19 protein-coding genes and 1 pseudogene are annotated in these 17,198 nt (G+C 72.0%); 12 read left to right on the top strand and 8 right to left on the bottom strand.

Going from position 1 to position 17,198, the window contains the following annotated elements; genetic code table 11:
- Positions 1-2: 2 nt before the first annotated feature.
- The 6 genes from A6Q79_RS17410 to A6Q79_RS17385 all read left to right on the top strand — a co-directional run bounded on the left by A6Q79_RS17410 (position 3) and on the right by A6Q79_RS17385 (position 5,567).
- Positions 3-452 carry a nucleoside deaminase gene (locus A6Q79_RS17410; RefSeq protein ID WP_317698863.1) on the top strand — a complete coding sequence of 150 codons (450 nt, stop codon included), beginning with the start codon at positions 3-5 and terminating at the stop codon, positions 450-452.
- Positions 453-574: 122 nt separating this feature from the next.
- Positions 575-1,642, top strand: a complete 1,068-nt coding sequence (locus A6Q79_RS17405) for an ABC transporter substrate-binding protein (protein WP_286691131.1) — start codon at positions 575-577, stop codon at positions 1,640-1,642.
- 7 nt (positions 1,643-1,649) lie between these two features.
- Positions 1,650-2,477 carry an ABC transporter ATP-binding protein gene (locus A6Q79_RS17400; RefSeq protein WP_067853241.1) on the top strand — a complete coding sequence of 276 codons (828 nt, stop codon included), beginning with the start codon at positions 1,650-1,652 and terminating at the stop codon, positions 2,475-2,477.
- A complete protein-coding gene (locus A6Q79_RS17395; protein WP_286691132.1) occupies positions 2,477-3,277 on the top strand; it encodes an ABC transporter permease in 801 nt (266 codons plus the stop codon). Before A6Q79_RS17400 ends, A6Q79_RS17395 begins: the two co-directional genes overlap by 1 nt.
- On the top strand, positions 3,274-4,065 hold the full coding sequence (locus tag A6Q79_RS17390) for an ABC transporter permease (RefSeq protein WP_286691133.1): 792 nt from the start codon (positions 3,274-3,276) through the stop codon (positions 4,063-4,065). The genes A6Q79_RS17395 and A6Q79_RS17390 overlap by 4 nt, the downstream gene beginning before the upstream one ends.
- Before the next feature lie 206 nt (positions 4,066-4,271).
- Positions 4,272-5,567 carry a nitrate/nitrite transporter gene (locus tag A6Q79_RS17385; RefSeq protein WP_067853250.1) on the top strand — a complete coding sequence of 432 codons (1,296 nt, stop codon included), beginning with the start codon at positions 4,272-4,274 and terminating at the stop codon, positions 5,565-5,567.
- Positions 5,568-5,638: 71 nt separating this feature from the next.
- On the opposite strand, the gene A6Q79_RS17380 is transcribed toward A6Q79_RS17385, so the two are convergent.
- Positions 5,639-6,565 carry an oxidoreductase gene (locus A6Q79_RS17380; RefSeq protein ID WP_286691134.1) on the bottom strand — a complete coding sequence of 309 codons (927 nt, stop codon included), beginning with the start codon at positions 6,563-6,565 and terminating at the stop codon, positions 5,639-5,641.
- Between the two features lie 52 nt (positions 6,566-6,617).
- On the opposite strand from A6Q79_RS17380, the gene A6Q79_RS17375 reads away from it, so the two are divergent.
- Positions 6,618-7,421 carry a DUF4344 domain-containing metallopeptidase gene (locus tag A6Q79_RS17375; protein ID WP_286691135.1) on the top strand — a complete coding sequence of 268 codons (804 nt, stop codon included), beginning with the start codon at positions 6,618-6,620 and terminating at the stop codon, positions 7,419-7,421.
- 10 nt (positions 7,422-7,431) lie between these two features.
- On the opposite strand, the gene A6Q79_RS17370 is transcribed toward A6Q79_RS17375, so the two are convergent.
- Positions 7,432-8,226 carry a maleylpyruvate isomerase family mycothiol-dependent enzyme gene (locus A6Q79_RS17370; RefSeq protein ID WP_067853259.1) on the bottom strand — a complete coding sequence of 265 codons (795 nt, stop codon included), beginning with the start codon at positions 8,224-8,226 and terminating at the stop codon, positions 7,432-7,434.
- Complete coding sequence (locus A6Q79_RS17365; RefSeq protein ID WP_067853262.1) at positions 8,227-8,742, bottom strand: hypothetical protein; 516 nt, start codon at positions 8,740-8,742, stop codon at positions 8,227-8,229. It abuts the gene before it with no gap.
- A 125-nt stretch (positions 8,743-8,867) separates the two neighbouring features.
- Here A6Q79_RS17365 and A6Q79_RS17360 point away from each other — a divergent pair, with 125 nt between their 5' ends.
- Positions 8,868-9,278: a DoxX family protein gene (locus tag A6Q79_RS17360; protein WP_286691136.1), complete on the top strand. Its 411-nt coding sequence runs from the start codon at positions 8,868-8,870 to the stop codon at positions 9,276-9,278.
- Here the strand turns inward: A6Q79_RS17360 and A6Q79_RS18775 are convergent.
- From A6Q79_RS18775 to A6Q79_RS17350, 3 genes and pseudogenes are all read right to left on the bottom strand, one after another.
- Positions 9,268-9,477, bottom strand: a complete 210-nt coding sequence (locus A6Q79_RS18775; RefSeq protein ID WP_286691137.1) for a hypothetical protein — start codon at positions 9,475-9,477, stop codon at positions 9,268-9,270. The genes A6Q79_RS17360 and A6Q79_RS18775 overlap by 11 nt on opposite strands.
- A gap of 370 nt (positions 9,478-9,847) precedes the next feature.
- A pseudogene (locus A6Q79_RS17355) lies at positions 9,848-11,656 on the bottom strand (acyl-CoA dehydrogenase); the annotation flags it as partial.
- A gap of 160 nt (positions 11,657-11,816) precedes the next feature.
- Positions 11,817-12,422 carry an HAD family hydrolase gene (locus A6Q79_RS17350; protein WP_286691140.1) on the bottom strand — a complete coding sequence of 202 codons (606 nt, stop codon included), beginning with the start codon at positions 12,420-12,422 and terminating at the stop codon, positions 11,817-11,819.
- A gap of 376 nt (positions 12,423-12,798) precedes the next feature.
- Here A6Q79_RS17350 and A6Q79_RS17345 point away from each other — a divergent pair, with 376 nt between their 5' ends.
- A complete protein-coding gene (locus A6Q79_RS17345; protein WP_317698861.1) occupies positions 12,799-13,713 on the top strand; it encodes a LysR family transcriptional regulator in 915 nt (304 codons plus the stop codon).
- Between the two features lie 122 nt (positions 13,714-13,835).
- Here A6Q79_RS17345 and A6Q79_RS17340 read toward each other — a convergent pair whose 3' ends face one another.
- Complete coding sequence (locus A6Q79_RS17340; RefSeq protein WP_286691141.1) at positions 13,836-14,588, bottom strand: enoyl-CoA hydratase; 753 nt, start codon at positions 14,586-14,588, stop codon at positions 13,836-13,838.
- 22 nt (positions 14,589-14,610) lie between these two features.
- Positions 14,611-15,300 carry an SGNH/GDSL hydrolase family protein gene (locus tag A6Q79_RS17335; RefSeq protein WP_067853283.1) on the bottom strand — a complete coding sequence of 230 codons (690 nt, stop codon included), beginning with the start codon at positions 15,298-15,300 and terminating at the stop codon, positions 14,611-14,613.
- 173 nt (positions 15,301-15,473) lie between these two features.
- On the opposite strand from A6Q79_RS17335, the gene A6Q79_RS17330 reads away from it, so the two are divergent.
- The 3 genes from A6Q79_RS17330 to A6Q79_RS17320 form a co-directional block, all read left to right on the top strand.
- On the top strand, positions 15,474-15,857 hold the full coding sequence (locus A6Q79_RS17330) for an ethanolamine utilization protein (protein WP_067853284.1): 384 nt from the start codon (positions 15,474-15,476) through the stop codon (positions 15,855-15,857).
- Positions 15,854-16,408: a dimethylamine monooxygenase subunit DmmA family protein gene (locus A6Q79_RS17325; protein ID WP_286691142.1), complete on the top strand. Its 555-nt coding sequence runs from the start codon at positions 15,854-15,856 to the stop codon at positions 16,406-16,408. Before A6Q79_RS17330 ends, A6Q79_RS17325 begins: the two co-directional genes overlap by 4 nt.
- The coding region (locus A6Q79_RS17320) for a PDR/VanB family oxidoreductase (RefSeq protein ID WP_317698860.1) at positions 16,405-17,198 on the top strand (794 nt) is incomplete at its 3' end. The genes A6Q79_RS17325 and A6Q79_RS17320, both read left to right, overlap by 4 nt.

Genomic DNA, 17,198 nt, shown 5'->3' with positions numbered 1-17,198 from the left:
GGCTGGCACTGGCCGTCGACCTCGCCACGCAGAACGTGGCCGAGGGTGGCGGACCCTTCGGGGCGGTGCTCGTGAAGGGTGACGAGCTGGTCGCCACGGGACAGAACCGGGTCACCCGCGACCTCGACCCGAGCGCCCACGCCGAGGTCGTCGCCATCCGCGCCGCGTGCCGGGCGATCGGCGACTTCTCCCTGGCAGGACTGACGTTGTACTCCTCCTGCGAGCCGTGCCCGATGTGCCTGGCGACGTCGCTGTGGTCGCGTGTCGACCGGGTCGTGTTCGCCGCCGACCGCGACGACGCGGCCCGCGGCGGGTTCGACGACCGCGAGTTCTACGAGCTCTTCTCGCGCGACCGTGCGACGTGGGGCACGACGGTCCAGGCGACCCGCACGGCCGACGCGTCGTCGCCCTTCGACGCGTGGCTCAGCCACGCCGCGCGGACGGCCTACTGAGATTTACGCAGGCGTAATGCCGATGCGTCGGGAGCGGAACGCGACGCTCCTAACGTCTCGGTCTGTAACGGGGGTTTCATCGTCAGCAGCGCACGCTGCTCGAGCCAGGGAGTGCCACAGTCATGAACCAGTCCATCCGCCGAGGAACCACCGCGGGTGTCGCCGCGGTGCTCTCGGCCGCCGCCCTCGCCCTGTCCGCGTGCGGCTCGAGCTCTGACTCCGCGGACGAGTCGTCGGGCGACGGCCTCGGAGACGTGACCGTCCAGTTCTCCTGGATCAAGAACGCCGAGTTCGCGGGCGAGTTCATCGCCGACAGCGCCGGCTACTACAAGGACGCCGGGCTCGGGAAGGCCACCTTCCTGGCCGGACCGGTCGCCCAGGAGGAGATCGTCGCCACCGGCAAGGCCGACTTCGGCCTCAGCAACGCCGTCTCGACGGCCTCGGCGATTACCAACTCCGACTTCCCCCTCAAGATCATCGGTGCGACGTACCAGAAGAACCCGTTCTCGATCCTGTCGCTGGCCGACCAGGGCAACATCAAGACGCCGCAGGACCTCATCGGCAAGAAGATCGGCGTCCAGGACCCGAACCTCAGCCTCTTCAAGGCCTTCCTCGCCGCGAACGACATCGACGAGAAGGACGTCGAGATCGTCCCGAACGGCTTCGACGTCGCCCCGCTGGAGGACAAGCAGATCGACGGCCTCGTCGCCTACGTCACCAACGAGTCGCTGCTGGTCAAGAGCCACGGCTTCGACACCGTCGACCTCTCCTTCGCCGACAACAACCTGCCGTTCGTCGCCGAGAGCATCATCACGACCGACGAGACGCTGGAGAAGAAGCCCGACTACGTCAAGGCGTTCCTCGAGGCCGAGATCAAGGGCTGGAAGGACGCCTGCGACGGCGAGGCCGGGTACGAGAAGGGCGCGAAGCTCGCCGTCGACACCTACGGCAAGGACATCGACCCGCCGCTCGAGCTCGACAAGGAGATCGCCCAGGCCAAGCAGCAGTGCGAGCTGCTCGTCAACACCGACGAGACCGCCAAGAACGGCATCTTCACGATCAGCGACGACCTCGTGCAGGCCAACCTGACGTCGCTCAAGGCGGCCGGCATCGACATCTCCGCCGACGACCTCTTCGACCTCGAGCCGCTCAACGAGTTGCTCAAGGAGAAGCCCGAGCTCGTCCAGTGAGGACCGCGTGAGCAACCTGACGACGCCGGCCGGCGGTGGGGCCCTGACGGTCCCCACCGCCGGCACCGGCCTGCACATCCAGGACCTGTCGAAGACGTTCTCCGTCGGACGCAAGGAGGTGGTCGCCCTCACGGACGCCACCCTGCACACGGACAAGGGCAGCTTCCTGTCGCTGCTCGGCCCGTCGGGCTGCGGCAAGTCGACGATCCTGCGCATCCTGGCCGGCCTCGAGAAGCCGACCAGCGGACGCGCGACCGTCGACGGCAAGTCGCCCACCGAGCTGCGCCGCGACCACGAGCTCGGCATCGCCTTCCAGGACTCGGCCCTGCTGCCGTGGCGGTCGGTGGAGTCCAACATCCGCCTGCCGTTCCAGGTCTCGGGCGAGCAGCCCGACGACGCCCTGGTCAAGGAGCTCATCGCGCTCGTCGGCCTGGAGGGTTTCGAGAAGGCCAAGCCCGCGCAGCTCTCAGGAGGCATGCGTCAGCGCGTGTCGATCGCCCGCTCGCTCGTGGTGAAGCCGTCGGTCCTGCTGCTCGACGAGCCGTTCGGCGCGCTCGACGACATGACCCGCCAGCGGCTGAACGTCGAGCTGCTGCGGATCTGGACCGAGAAGCCCGCGACCACGCTCATGGTCACGCACGGCATCTCCGAGGCGATCTTCCTGTCGGACCAGGTGGCGGTCATGAGCCCGCGACCCGGCCGCATCAAGGAGGTCATCGACGTCGACCTGCCGCGCCCGCGCGTGCCGGAGATGATGCGCACGCCGGAGTTCCACGCACTGCACGACCAGGCCTCGGAGCTGCTGTTCGGCGCCGGCGGGGCGGCGGTCGAGTGATGAGCACCCTGTCGCTCTCGCCCGAGCGCACCAGGACGCTCGGGATCGGCGCGGCGGGCCTCGTGGGCACCGTCGCGCTCTGGTGGCTCGTCGCGGCGACCGTGCTCGCGCGCTTCCAGGTGCCGACGCCGGGCGAGGTGCTGTCGACCTTCGCCGACCGCGGCTTCGACTACTACCGCACCGTCTTCTCGATCACGCTCGAGGAGTCGCTGTACGGCTACCTCGTCGGCGTCGCCCTCGCGCTGACCGTCGCCGTGCTCGTGCTGCTCGTGCCGTTCATCGAGCCCATCGTCATGCAGCTCGCCGTCATCACCTACTGCCTGCCCATCGTGGTGCTCGCGCCGATCCTCATCACGGTGCACGAGATCCCCGAGAAGGGCGGACTGTCCGCGACGGCCATCGACCTCGCGGCCGTCTCGGTGTTCTTCACGACCGTCGTCGGCGCCGTGCTCGGGTTCCGCGCGGCCGACCAGGCGACGCTCGACGTCGTCGAGGTCTACGGCGGGAGCCGCCTGCAGCAGCTGCTGCGCGTGCGGGTCGTCGCTGCGCTGCCGGCGCTGTTCACGACGCTGCAGATCGCGGCACCGGCGGCCTTCCTCGGGGCGCTGCTGGGCGAGTACTTCGACCGGCACCTCGAGATCGGCGTCGGACCGTCGCTCATCCTCAGCCAGAACAACCGGGAGACCGCGCTCGCGTGGTCGCTCGGCATCGGCTGCGCGCTCGTGTCGGGCCTGGCGTACGCCCTGCTCGGGCTGCTCGGTCGCGTCGTGGCGCCGTGGTCGCGGGGAGCGGCCTCATGAGGGTCCTCGCCGTCGCCCGGCCCCTGCTCACCATCCTCGTCGTGCTGGCCGCGACGATCGGCGCCTGGTACGCGCTCGTCACCCTCACGGGCGTCAGCGACCTCACCACCCGGCTGCCGCAGGACGTCATCGCCTACCTGTTCACCGAGGACGACGCCGCCGCGAACCGCGCCGAGGTGCTCGGTGCGCTCGGCCAGACCGTCATCGACGCCGGGATCGGCTTCGTCGCCGGGCTGAGCGCCGCGTTCGTGCTCGCGACGGTCATGGTGCTGTGGTCGGGCGTCGAGGCGGCCACCATGCCGGTCGTCATGATCGTGCGCACCGTGCCGCTCGTGGCCCTCGCGCCGATCATCACCCTGCTGTTCGGCAACGGGTTCTGGTGCGTCGCGGTGATGAGCGGCATCGTCGTGCTGTTCCCGGCGCTCGTGAACATCGCGTACGGGCTGCGGTCGGTGACGCCGCAGATGCACGACGTGGTGACCGTCTACGGCGGCTCGTCGTGGGACGTCATGCGTCGGGTCGCGTTCCCGACGGCGCTGCCGTCGATCTTCGCCGCCATCCGGATCTCGGTGCCGGCCGCCATCACCGGCGCGCTGATCGCCGAGTACTTCACGACGACCGACAGCGTCGGCAAGGCGGTCAACCAGGCGCTGGCGCTCTACCAGTACGACAAGCTCTGGTCGCTCGTCGTCGTGGTCACGCTCGTCTCCGTGATCGGCTACGCCCTCGCGCAGCTGGCCGAGACCTTCGTGCTGGCGCGGTACGGCCGCAACGCCGGCCGCGCCTGACCCCCCCCCCCCCCCGCCGCGCCTGCTCGTTTACGTGGGGCCCCACGTCAACGTGCGGTTGGGGCGGGTGTCTGCGGTGGGGGAGCTGGTTTGGGTGGGGCCCCACGCAAGCGTGCGGTTGGGGCGGGTGTTTGCGGTGGGGGGAGCTGGTTTGGGTGGGGCCCCACGCAAACGTGCACTCGACGGCCAGGCGCATACTGGGGCGAGTGAGCGCGACGACGAGACGAGGGCCGGTCGCCGTCTGGCTCACCGGCCTGTCGCTGTACTTCCTCGCCGTGTTCCACCGCTCGTCGCTGGCGGTCGCCGGGCTGGCCGCGACGGAGCGGTTCGGCATCTCCGCCGCCCAGCTGTCGACGTTCGTCATGCTGCAGCTCGTCGTCTACGCCGGCATGCAGATCCCCGTCGGGCTCCTGCTCGACCGGTTCGGGCCGCGCCGCATCCTCACCATCGGCGTGGTCGTGCTGACCCTCGCCCAGGCGGCGTTCGCGCTCGCCGACACCTTCGCCGTGGCGCTGGTGGCGCGCGTCTTCGTCGGGCTCGGCGACGCGATGACCTTCGTGTGCGTGCTGCGGCTCGTCACCACCTGGTTCCCGTCGCGACGCATCCCGCTCGTCACCCAGCTCACCGGCGTCCTCGGCCAGCTCGGCGCGCTCGTCGCCGCCGTGCCGATGACGTGGGCGCTGCGTGAGCTCGGCTGGACGCCCACCTACCTCGCGGCAGCCTCGCTCGGGCTGGTGCTGCTGGTCGTGCTGCTCGTCGTCGTGCACGACGAGCCCGGCTCGCCTCGCGTGCTCGGGGCGCCCCTGTCGTGGACGACGGTCCGCAGCAGCCTGGCCGCGTCGTGGCGCCACCCCGGCACACGGCTCGGCTTCTGGGTCCACTTCACGACCCAGTTCAGCGCGACGACCCTCGGCCTGCTGTGGGGCTACCCCTTCTTCGTGCGCGGCGAAGGTCGCACGTCGGCGCAGGCGGGCGCCCTGCTGACCATCCTCGTGCTCGCCGTCATGGTCGCGGGGCCCGTGCTCGCGTGGGCCATCACGCGCGACCCGTGGCACCGCTCGACGATCGTGCTGGGCATCGTCGGCTCCATCGTCGCCGTCTGGACGGTGGTGCTCGCGTGGCCGGGCACCGCCCCGAGCTGGCTGCTCGTGCTGCTGGTCGTGGTCGTCGGCGTCGGCGGCCCCGCGTCGATGGTCGGGTTCGACCTCGGCCGCTCCTTCAACCCGCCCGACCGCCTCGGTGCGGCCACGGGGATCATCAACCAGGGTGGCTTCGTGGCGTCGCTGCTGCTCGTCGTGGCCATCGGGCTCGTGCTCGACTGGCGCACGCCCGGGGCCAGCACCGACTACGCGCCCGGAGCGTTCCGGTGGGCGATGTCGGTGCAGTACGTCCTCTGGGCGGTCGGCCTCACCCAGATCTGGCGCTACCGCCGCCGCACGCGCGCGCAGCTGCTCGCCGAGGACCCCGACGCGCGCGAGCACTGGCGCGGTCGGCTGGCCTGACCCGACCACTCAGGCACGAGAGCGGGGCGTCGCGGACCGCACGGATCCAGCGCCGAGGACGGTCGCGCCGCTCAGACCTCGAAAGTGACGCCGGTGGCCTGCTCCGTCGCCGCCCAGAGGTCGCGGGCGAGCTGCTCGTCGCGCGCCCAGCGCGTCATGCCCGCGATCACCGGGGCGCCGCGGGTACCGCCGAGCGACGCCGGGCCCACGTACTCCCCGCCGGTGAAGGTCGGGTCGGTCGCGGCCCGCAGGCTCGGCAGCGCTCCCGCGGCGGCCGACTGGCTCGCCAGTGCCGACACCTGCTGCACGACCGTGCCGAGGAACGGGTTGCCCATCGCCACGCCGGTCTTCTGCAGCTCGGTGCGGGCGAAGCCCGGGTGCGCGGCCGTGCTGACGACGGCCTTCCCCGCGGACTTCAGGCGACGGTCGAGCTCGAGCGCGAACGAGAGGTTCGCGAGCTTGGACTCCGCGTAGGACACCCACCGGCGGTACGTGCGCGGCGAGCCCTCCGGGGTCAGCGAGCGCAGGTCGATCCCCTTGGCCTGCAGGTGCGCGAGCGACGACACGGACACGACGCGGGCGTCGTCGGCGAGCAGCGGCCACACCTGCGCCGTCCACGCGAAGTGCCCGACGTGGTTCGTGCCGATCTGCAGCTCGAAGCCGTCGGCGGTCGTGCTGTACGGCGGGATCATGATGCCGGCGTTGTTCACGAGCACGTCGACCCGGTCGTGCCGCGAGCCCAGCTCCTCGACCGCCCGCCGGACGTCGGCGAGGTCGGCCAGGTCGAGCGACAGCACCTCGACGTCGACGTCGGGCAGCTCCTCGCGCAGCCGGGCGAGCGTGTCGTCGGCCTTCTGCGGGTTCCGCGCGGTGACGGTCAGGCCCGCGCCGGCCCGCCCCAGCTCGAGAGCGGTGTGGAACCCGAGCCCTCCGGTGACACCGGTGACGACGGCCCGCTTCCCGCCCAGGTCGGGGATGTCCTGCGTGCTCCAGCTCATGGGACGAACCGTATCCGCCCCGGGCACGCAGCGCCGATCCTATGATCCGGACGTGCGCAGGATCATCGTCGTCGCGACCGTCGCCCTCGCCGCCCTGGGCGGGTTCACGGTCGGGCTGCTCGCCGCGCCCGGCGACGCCCGCCCCGAGGCGGCTCAGGGCGACGCCGCCCGCGGCGCACGCGTGAGCGTCACGTACCCCGACGTCGCCGACCGCTGGCAGGGCTGGCAGGACCGGGTGCGCGCCAGCGGCGTCCTCGAGGACGCCGCCCGCGACCTGCGCGCGACGGTCAGCCTGCCGAGCCCCCTCGTCGTCGAGGTGACGACCTGCAAGGACGGCACGGGGTACCTGGCCGGCGAGGGTCGGATCGAGCTGTGCCTGCAGGACGTGCGCGACAGCGACGCCGAGCTGGAGGAGGCCGGGGCCGACGACGTCGACGCCACCCTCGAGGGCATCTGGCGCGAGACGTTCTTCCACGAGGCGGGGCACGCGGTGATCGACCTGCTCGACCTGCCGTTCACGGGTCGCGAGGAGGACGTCGCCGACCAGTTCGCGGCGTGGCGCCTCGCCGAGGCCGGTGACGACGAGGCGACCGGCGCGCTGCTGTCGTCGGCGTACGAGTACCAGCTGCTCGCGGCGGCGTACGAGGCCGACCCGACCGACGAGCACACGTCCGACGCCGCCCGCGCCGTGAACTACCTCTGCTACCTGTACGGCTCGGACCCCGACACGTGGTCCGGGCTGGTCGACGACGACCCGCTCACGCAGGACCGGGCCGACCAGTGCACCGACGAGTGGGACCGGCTGCGCGTCGGCTGGCGCGACCTGCTGGCCGAGGCGGGTGCGCTGCGCTCCTGACCGGCAGCGGTCAGAAGGTGACGGCCATCTGCTCGAGGACGCGGTGGGCGAGGTCGGTGTCGCCGCTCACCGCGACCTCGACCGCGCCCGGGCGGCGACGTCCTGCGGCCAGCACGGCGAAGGCGTCGGACGTCAGGGTGAGGGTGGCAGTGGGGGAGTCCGGCACGCCGGGGCGGGCGCGGCCGTCGTCGCCGACCGTCGCGCCCACCTGCAGGGCGATCGGGCCGGTGAGGTCCCAGAGGACTGACGTGCCGGCCGTGGCGCCGACCTTCTTGCCGAGCACGAACGGCATGGCGGCGGCGAACGTGTGCGTCGTGACGTGCGCGCCCGCCGAGTCGAGGTTGCCCGGCCGGTCGACCGCGCGGCGCACGTCCTGCTCGTGGCACCAGACGTCGACGGTGCGGTTGCGCAGCATCGTGTCCCACGTCCAGCCGACACCGGCGGGCGTGTGCTCGGCGCGGGCCGTGGGGTCGTCGGGCAGCGCGCCGCCGAGCCGCTCCGCGCGGACGTCGACGCTGCGGCGCAGCTCGTCCAGCACCTGCTCGCGCGTGAGGCCGCGCCGCGACTCCACCCCGGCCTCCGTGTACACCGACGCGATGCCGCCGGCCGACGCCGTGGTGGGGGCCTCGTCGACCACGTGCCCCGCGGTGACGGCCTCGAGGTGCGCCAGGTGGGCGGCGACGTCGGCGACCGTCCAGCCCGGCAGGTCGGTGGGCGTCGACCATGCCGCGTCGTCGAGCTCCTCGAGCAGGGCGATCGTGTCGCGGACGCTGGCCAGCCAGGCGTCGACGTAGGTCTGCAGCATTCAGTCCTCCAGGGTGCGCTTGCGTCGGGTCCACCAGGTCGCCAGCGCGAGCGCGACGGCGACGGCAGCGGCGATCCAGGCGATGCCCGCGCCGTTGCGGGTGCGGTCGAGGAAGCCGTCGGCGACGGCCACCCGGTAGGTCGCGGCGTCGGCGGCGCGGTCTTTCGGCGTGCAGCGGACCGCGACCTGGTCCGATCCCTCACGCTCGAACGCGATGAGGTACCAGGTGGAGCCGTCCTGCGGGACGCGCAGGTCGATCGGGGCGTCCTCGAGCGTCACCGGCTCGGCGCCCTTGGCGGGCCCGGTGGCGGTGCACGTGACGTCGCGCTCGGGCTGGCGGACGTCGGTGAAGACGGCGAGCGAGGCGCCCTTGGCGTCGACTCGCTCGGTCAGGTTCTGCAACGTCGCGTCGCGGACGTGGTCCCACGCGCCGGCCGCGACGACGGCCGAGGCCATCCATCCGCCGATCGCGAGCAGGAACGCCGCGAGGTACCACAGCGGGCTGGTCAGACGCACCCGCTCACTCTGGCACACGGCACGGTGCCGGTCAGGTCGGCCACGCGCGACGGCTTGACCGCGGGCGGCGGAAGGAGGACGCTGGACCCCGCTAGTTGAACCTTCACCTTTCTCAAGGAGCTCCCATGGACGAGGTCTTCCTCATCTCCCGCATCCTCTTCGCCTACCTCGTCATCGGCTCGGGCATCGGTCACCTGACGGCGACCGGCGCGATGGCCGGCTACGCCGAGTCGCGCGGTCTCTCCAACGCCAAGGTGCTCGTCCAGGTCAGCGGCGTCGCGCTGCTCGCCGGCGGCGTCTCGGTGCTCCTCGGCATCTGGGGCGACGTCGGCGCCCTCGGGCTCGCGATCCTGCTGCTCGTCACGGCCGTGCTCATGCACGCGTTCTGGAAGGAGAGCGACGCCCAGGCCAAGCAGATGGAGATGGTCGCCTTCAACAAGAACGTCGCCCTGGCCGGCGGTGCGCTGGCGCTGTTCGTGATCCTGTCGACCGACTTCGCGCCCTACACGCTCACCGGCGCGCTCATCAACTGGTGACGACGCGGGGCTGACGAGACACGCTCGGGGCGTCCACGAGACGCTCCAGCACGAGGGCGAGCGGCGGCCACGTCGCTCGCCCTCGGCGCGTCCAGACGTACGCGCGCATCGTGACGCCGGGGTCGTGGAACGGGACCACCGTCACGCCGTCGCGCGGACGGCGCCAGAGCGGCAGCATCCCGACGCCGAGGCCCGCCACCACCAGGTCCTCGACGAGGTCGAGGCTGTCGGACAGGTGCTCTCGTGGGACTCGCGCTGCTCGTGCCCGTGGTCCCGTTCGCGCTGGAGATGCTGGCGCTGCGGCGGCTCACGACCGCCGCCTTCGGGACGCTGATGTGCCTGGAGCCGGCGATCGCCCTGGTCGTCGGGCTCGTCGCGCTCGACCAGGTGCCGGACGTGGGCGCCGTGCTGGGCCTGGCCTGCGTGGTCGCGGCCGGCGTGGGTGCGACCCGGTCGGGTGGCCGGGCGCCCGTGCCCTCGGCCTGAGCCGCACCCACGACGAAGCCCCCGCCCGGTCCCGGGCGGGGGCTTCGTCGTGGTGGTCGGTGCCGACGGCTCAGAAGGCCGCCTCGTCGAGCTAGCACGGTGCGCGCGGAGAACGACGCCGCCGCGACCTTGCCCTCGTAGAACGCCTTCTCCGAGCCCGTCGCGCCCTCGTCGAGCTTGGCCAGCGCCACCTCGGCGCCGCGCAGCAGCAGCCAGGAGACCACGAGGTCGCCGAGCACGTAGACCAGACGCGTCGTGTTCAGGCCGACCTTGTAGAGGTTCTTCAGGTCGCCCTTCTCGTCGGCCGGGTTGCTGGCCATGAGGTCGGTGAACGCGGCGCCGAGGATCGCCTGGGCGTCGTCGAGGCCGGTCGCGAGCAGCTCGCGCTCGACCTTGAGGCGACCGTTGCCGGCCTCGCTCTTCACGAACTCGCCCACCTGCTCGGCGAGGTAGCCGATGGCGCGGCCCTTGTCCTTCACGATCTTGCGGAAGAAGAGGTCCTGGCCCTGGATGGCGGTCGTGCCCTCGTAGAGCGTGTCGATCTTGGCGTCACGCACGTACTGCTCGATCGGGTAGTCCTGCAGGAAGCCCGAGCCGCCGAACGTCTGCAGCGACTCGGTGCCCAGCAGCACCCAGGAGCGCTCCGAGCCGTAGCCCTTGACGATGGGGAGCAGGAGGTCGTTGACCGACTCCTCGAGCGACGCGTCCTCGCCGGACTCCGCCTTCTGCATGATCGCGTCCTGCCAGGTCGTCGTGTAGAACACGAGCGAGCGCAGGCCCTCGGCGAAGGCCTTCTGGGTCATGAGCGAGCGGCGGACGTCGGGGTGATGCGTGATCGTCACGCGCGGCGCGGTCTTGTCGGCGGCCTGCGTGAGGTCGGCGCCCTGGACGCGCTCCTTGGCGTACTCGAGCGCGTTGAGGTAGCCCGACGACAGCGTCGCGATGGCCTTGGCGCCCACCATCATGCGGGCGTTCTCGATGACGCGGAACATCTGGTTGATGCCGTCGTGCACCTCGCCGAGCAGCCAGCCCTTGGCCGGCTCGCCGCCACCGGTCGACGGGTCGCCGAAGGTGACCTCGCACGTGGTGGAGACCTTGATGCCCATCTTCTTCTCGACGTTCGTGACGTAGGCGCCGTTGCGCTCGCCGGTGAGCTCGCCGGTCTCGTGGTCGAAGTGGATCTTCGGGACGAGGAACAGCGATAGACCCTTGGTGCCGGGGCCGCCGACGCCCTCGACGCCCTGGGGACGCGCGAGGACGAGGTGCATGATGTTCTCGCTCATGTCGTGCTCGGCCGAGGTGATGAACCGCTTGACGCCCTCGATGTTCCAGGAGCCGTCCTCGTTCGGGTAGGCCTTGGTGCGGCCCGCGCCGACGTCGGAGCCCGCGTCGGGCTCGGTGAGCACCATCGTGGCGCCCCACTGGCGGTTGGTCATGAACTCGGCGATCTTCTTGTCGCGCTCGGTGCCGTTCTCGAACACGATGCGCGCGAAGGCCGGGCCGGCGGAGTACATCCAGATGGGCGGGTTCGCGCCGAGCACGAACTCACCGATCGCCCAGATGAGCGAGGAGGGGGCCTTCTGGCCGCCGAGCTCCTCGGGGACCTGCAGACGCCACCACTCGGCGTCCATCCAGGCCTTGTAGCTCTTGGCGAAGGCGGGGTTCATGGTGACCGTCATCGCCTTGGGGTCGTAGACGGGCGGGTTGCGGTCGGAGTCCTCGAAGGAGGGGGCGAGGTCCTCGCGGGCCAGCCGCTCGGTCTCGGCGAGGATGCTCTTCGCGGTGTCGAGGTCGAGCTCCTCGAACGCACCGGTGCCGAGGACGTCCTGGCGTCCGAACAGCTCGAAGAGGTTGAACTCGACGTCGCGCAGGTTGCTCTTGTAGTGGCTCATGACTGCCTGTTCCTGGATCGGGGGTGCGGTGTCCGGTGCACACGTGTTACCGACGGGTGCTACCGGCAGGTAACTTCAAGTATCCGCAGATGAGGGGCCCGACACAAGTCCCGGGGGCCGACTCGTGCGTCACGCGGGTCGACCGACCTCCGTGCGCCGGTCAGCGGGACAGGTGGGGGACGAGCCCGACGACGCCGTGCAGGTCGTCGACGACGTGGTCGGCGCCCGCCGCGCGCAGCTCGTCGGGGCTGCACGGACCGGTCGGCACGGCGACCCCGACGACGTCGGCCGAGCGGCACGCCTCCATGTCGTGCACGTGGTCGCCGACGTAGGCAGTGACGCCACGGGCGCGGAACACGTCGGCCTTGCCCTCGCGCCACACCTCGCCGACGACGTCGAGGTCGATCGCGAGGTGCTCGAGGTGCAGGGCGGCGTTGCGCCCGTTCTTGCCGGTGACGACGAAGGCCTCGCCGCCGGCGTCGAGCACGGCCTGCACGGCCTCGCGCGCGCCGGGGAGCAGCGCCACGCGCGGGATCGCCAGGTCGGGGTAGAGCGCGCGGTAGCGGTCGGCGACCTGAGGGACCTGTTCGGGCTCGAACCAGTGCGCGAGCTCGGCCTCGAGGGGCGGTCCGAGGCGCGACGTGACGAGGTCGACGTCGATGAACGTCCCGGTCTCCTCCGCGAGGGCCCGGTAGGTGGCGCCGATGCCGGGCCGGGAGTCGACGAGCGTCATGTCGAGGTCGAAGCCGACGACGAGGCGGGTCACGGGCCGAGACTAACGAACGCCGCCACCGGCGTCGGGGGAGCGTCGGTGGCGGCGTGCGTGGGCCCGGAGGTCGCGCCGGGCGGCGGGTGACCCGGCCGGGGCGTCGGGACCTGGCCGGGTCGGGGGCCGTCGGTCGCGGGGACCGACGGCGGGTCTCAGAAGCGCTGGATGGTCGGGATCCGGCCGTAGCCGTCGCGCGAGACGAGGTAGGCGGACTTGGTGACACCGACGGTGACGACGACGGCGCCGAGCACGGCGAGAGCGATCATGGGGGGCCTCCTCGAAGGGGGTGGGGACGAGCTGACACGCCCATGGTCGCGCGGGTAACTGTCAAGGACAAGCGAAGAGAACTACATGTAACGTGTAGCATCACTACATGGACGTGCGGCGACTCATGGTTCTCAGGGAATTGTCGGAGCGGGGCTCCGTAGGCGCCGTCGCCGATGCGATGAGGGTCACACCGTCGGCGGTGTCGCAGCAGCTCAAGGCGCTGGAGAAGGAGGCCGGCTACCCCCTCGTCGAGCCGTCCGGGCGGGGCGTGGCGTTGACCGAGGCGGGGCGTGCGCTGGCCCGCGCGGCCACCGACATCGCGGTCGCCATCGAGCGGGCCGAGGGCGAGTGGCGCGCGTTCATGGAGCAGCCGGCCGGCCGCGTCACGCTGGTGACCTTCCCGACGGGTGGGGAGATGCTGCTGCCCGGGCTGCTGACCAGGATGGCCGAGCGGCCCGACGTCGAGCTGGTGTGCACCGACACCGAGGACCCCGACGCCGTCGGCGACCTGACCGCCGACCACGACGTGGTGCTGTCGGACTCGCCCACGACGTCGGCCGCCTGGCACGACCGCGGCCTGCAGGTCGTGCCGCTGATGAGCGAGCCGCTCGACGTCGCGCTGCCGCAGGACCACCCGCTCGCCCGCAAGGCGAACCTGTCGCCGCGCGACGTCGTCGACGAGACCTGGATCGGCGTCCCGCCCGGCTACCCCTTCGACCGGGTCCTCGAGCAGGTGGTGGTCGCGACCGGCCAGCCCGTGCAGGTCGCGCAGCGCTTCGCCGACAACGGTGTCGTCGAGGCGATGGTCGCGGGCGGGCACGGCCTCGCGATCCTGCCGCGCTTCACGACGCGCGAGCACGGCAACGGCCTGGTGACCCGCCCCCTGCTCGGCGTCCGCGCCCGCCGTGAGATCTCCGCCGTCCTGCGCCCTGACCGCTTCGAGCGCCCCTCCGTCCGCCTCGTCGTCCAGGCCCTGCGCGAGGAGGCGCGCCTCGTCGCCGACGCCCACGGCGCCGCGTGAGCGGAGATTCCCAGGTCGACCTGGGAATCTCCCCACCAGGCACGGGAATCTCAGCCGAGCACGGAGAGCAAGCCGTGCGCGGCTGGGATTCCCAGGCCGACCTGGGAATCCATCCCCGACCGTCAGTCCTTCGCGAACCGCGCGGCGAAGCGCTCGAACTCCGGGCTCGACAGCGACTCCGCCTGGAACTGCGCCTCGACGTCGAGCGACGTGGCCGCGTCCGACGTCGCCGCGACGCGCAGCGACTGCTTGACGTGCGCCATGAGCGTCGGATTGCGCTCGCACCAGCCGAGTGCGACGTCGCGGGCGCGGGTCTGGGCGTCGTCGGCGATCTCCTGGGCGATGCCGAGGCGCAGTGCATCGTCGGCGCCGATGACGTCGCCCGCGTAGAGCGCGGCGGCGGTGTTGGCCGAGCCGATCCGTTGCGTCAGCATCCACGTGCAGCCGCCGCCGGGGTGCAGGCCGATCTGTGTGAACGTCGGCCCGAACCCGGCCCGTGGCCCGGCGACGATGACGTCGCAGGCGAGGGCGATGTTGAGGCCGGCGCCGACCGCGGGTCCGTGCACGGCCGCGATGGTGGGGATCGCGAGGTCGCGGATCGGCAGGAACGACGCGTAGACCTTCATGAGGTGCTCGCGCAGCTCGTCGACGGGCCGGGTGCGGTCGCCGAACAGGTTGGTCACGTTCGCGCCGGAGCAGAACGCGCGTCCCGCGCCGGTCACGAGCAGCGCGCGGGCGTGCTCGTCGGCCGCCACGGTGGCCACCGCGTCGCGCAGCTCGTCGAGCAGGGGCCAGTCGAGGGCGTTGAGCCGCTCCGGGTCGTTCAGCGTGATGGTCCGCAGCGGACCGTCGGACTGCAGCAGCACGAAGGACATGCGGGCACGGTAGCGGCCGGCGCTACAGGGCGCGTCGCACGACCTCGGCCATGCCGGCGTACCCGCGGTCGTTGGGGTGGAAGCGGTCCTCGGCGAGACGTCCCCGCCAGTCGCGCATGTGCGGCACGCGGAAGTCGGCCACGCGGATCTCGCCGCGGCGGGCCCGGGCGTCGACGACCCGGTTGAAGGCGACGGCCGAACGCTGCAGGCCCGGCTGCGTCGCCACGACCGTGCCGCGCGGGACGGCGTCGAGCAGCTGCTCGGTCGCGGCCGGCAGGCGGCGGCTCCAGCGCGGGCTCATGAGGTCGTTGTTGCCGATGAGCAGGGTCACCAGCGCGACCTCGTGCCCGAGGGCACGCACCTGCTCGAGTGCGGGGAGCTGGCGGTCCAGGACGTCGAGCACGCGCGCGCCGTTGAACGACAGGTTGAGCACCGCGACGTCGCGCAGGGCCGACGGCGGGTCGCCGGCCAGCTGGCCCACCCAGCCGCGGTCGGGCGCGCTCGCGCCGATGCCCTGGGTCATCGAGTCGCCGAGCGCGACCCACAGCGGACGACCGGAGCCGAGGGCGCGACGGTTCGCGTCCTCCCACCAGCGCGCGTAGGGCTCGACCTGCTCCATCACGCTGCGGACGCCGGGCAGGACCAGCGCCAGCTTGGAGACCACCGGGCCGGGCGGTCGTCCGCTGAGGTTGGAGTACTCGAACGTCGTCACGCGCCCAGTGAACCAACGGGCCCGTGGTCGCGCAGGTCGCGTGAGCGGGCTCACGGCTCCAGCAGACCTCGGAGACCAGAGGTTTTCGCGCAGGTCATGCCGACGAAACACCGACTGTGTTTCATCGTAGGCAACAAAGTTTCGTCGCAAGAATCAACGATCTGGAGGGTGTCATGACCGCCGACACGCAGACCGCCACGTCCGTCCCACCTTTCCGCGTGACCGCGGACGGCCACGTCGGGCTGCCTCCCATGAACGTCGGCAGCACGCTCGGCTTCATCGGCGACGTCTACGAGAACCCCGACGACAGCGTCATGTGCTCCGGGTACTTCGAGCTGCTGCACACCGACGCGCCGCTCGAGTACGTCTACGACTACGACGAGATGAAGGTCGTGCTCGAGGGCGAGCTCCACCTCGTCAACCTCGACACCGGGCAGGAGCTCGTCGCACGCCGTCACGACGCGATCTTCTTCCCGCGGGGCTCGCGCATCGGGTTCAGCACGCCCGACCGCGCCCTCGCCTTCTACACCGGGCACCGCGACGCGAGCCTGCTGTGAATCCAGCCCTCGAGCTCACCAGCGTCCCGGCGTGGGCGGTCCAGCCGTTGACGCCGCCGTGCGACCCCACCGCGACGGCGTGCACGGCCGTGGCCGTCGGACCTGACGCCGTCGACGTCGCGACCACGTGGCTCGCCGGGGCCGTCGCGCAAGGACGTCTGCACGCCGTCGCCGACACCGACGAGGCGCTGGCCGTGGTCGACGCCGAGCTCGCCGAGGCGCGGGTCGGCTGGCGACTCCTGGTGGCCGGTCCGCTGACGGCGGTCCTGCCGCTGCGCGCCCACGCCCTCGCCGGCGGCCTCGTCGACGCCGAGCTCGCGGTGGCCACCACGAGCACCGAGGAGCTGCCCGTCGCGTGCGCCCACTGCGCTGCCGTCACCTCGGCCCCCACGCACGTCGGGGGCGTCGTCGCCTGCACTGGGTGCGAGCGACGGCTCGTCGTGCACCACCACGTCTCCCGCCGGCAGGGGGCCTTCCTCGGCTTCCAGGTCGACGCTGAACGGTGGGAGACGGGGCAGTGGGAGCAGGGGCAGTGGGAGGAGGGGGCGTGAGCGCGGCCCTCGACCTCGTCGTGGCCGCCGTCGACGACACCGTCCCCGGCGTCCGATCGGTGCGGCTCGTCCGGCCCGACGGCGGAGCCCTGCCCGGGTACACGCCCGGCAGCCACGTGGTGGTGACCTGCGGACCGCCGGGCTCGACCGCGAACGCCTACTCGCTCACCGGCGACTCCGTCGCCCCGCGCGCCTACACGATCTCGGTGCTGCGCCTCGACGCCGGCCGCGGCGGCTCGCGCTGGGTGCACGCCCTGACCACCGGCGACCGGGTGGAGGTGACGCCGCCCCGCTCGGCGTTCCCGCCCGTGCTCGCCGCGCGTCGGCACCTGCTCGTGGCCGGCGGCATCGGGGTCACCCCGATCCTGTCGCACCTGCGCAGCGCAGTGCGGTGGGGACGCGACGTCGAGGTGCTGTACGCGCACCGACCCGGCGCGGCGGCCCACCTCGACGACCTGCGCGACCTCGCCGGCGACGCCCTCACCTGCCTCACCGACCGGAGCGCCCTCGGCGACCACCTCGAGCGCCGCCTCGCCGACCAGCCGGTCGGCACCCATCTCTACACGTGCGGCCCGGCCGGGTTCATGGACACCGTCACGCTGGCCGCCCGACGTCTCGGCTGGCCCGACGAGCGCATCCACGTGGAGCACTTCGGCGTCGACGACCTCGACCCCGGCGAGCCGTTCGAGGCCGTCCTCCGGGCGTCGGGACGCACCGTCCCCGTCCCGTCGGGCACCAGCCTGCTCGACGCGCTCGAGGGCGCCGGGCTCGCGGTGCCGAACCTGTGCCG

Origin of the sequence: Aeromicrobium sp. REDSEA-S32_B7 (genome assembly GCF_001626145.1) — a bacterium.
Lineage (GTDB): Bacteria > Actinomycetota > Actinomycetes > Propionibacteriales > Nocardioidaceae > Aeromicrobium > Aeromicrobium erythreum.
The sequence above is the reverse complement of the archived record's forward strand: the minus strand, read 5'-3'. Positions and strand labels throughout refer to the sequence as shown.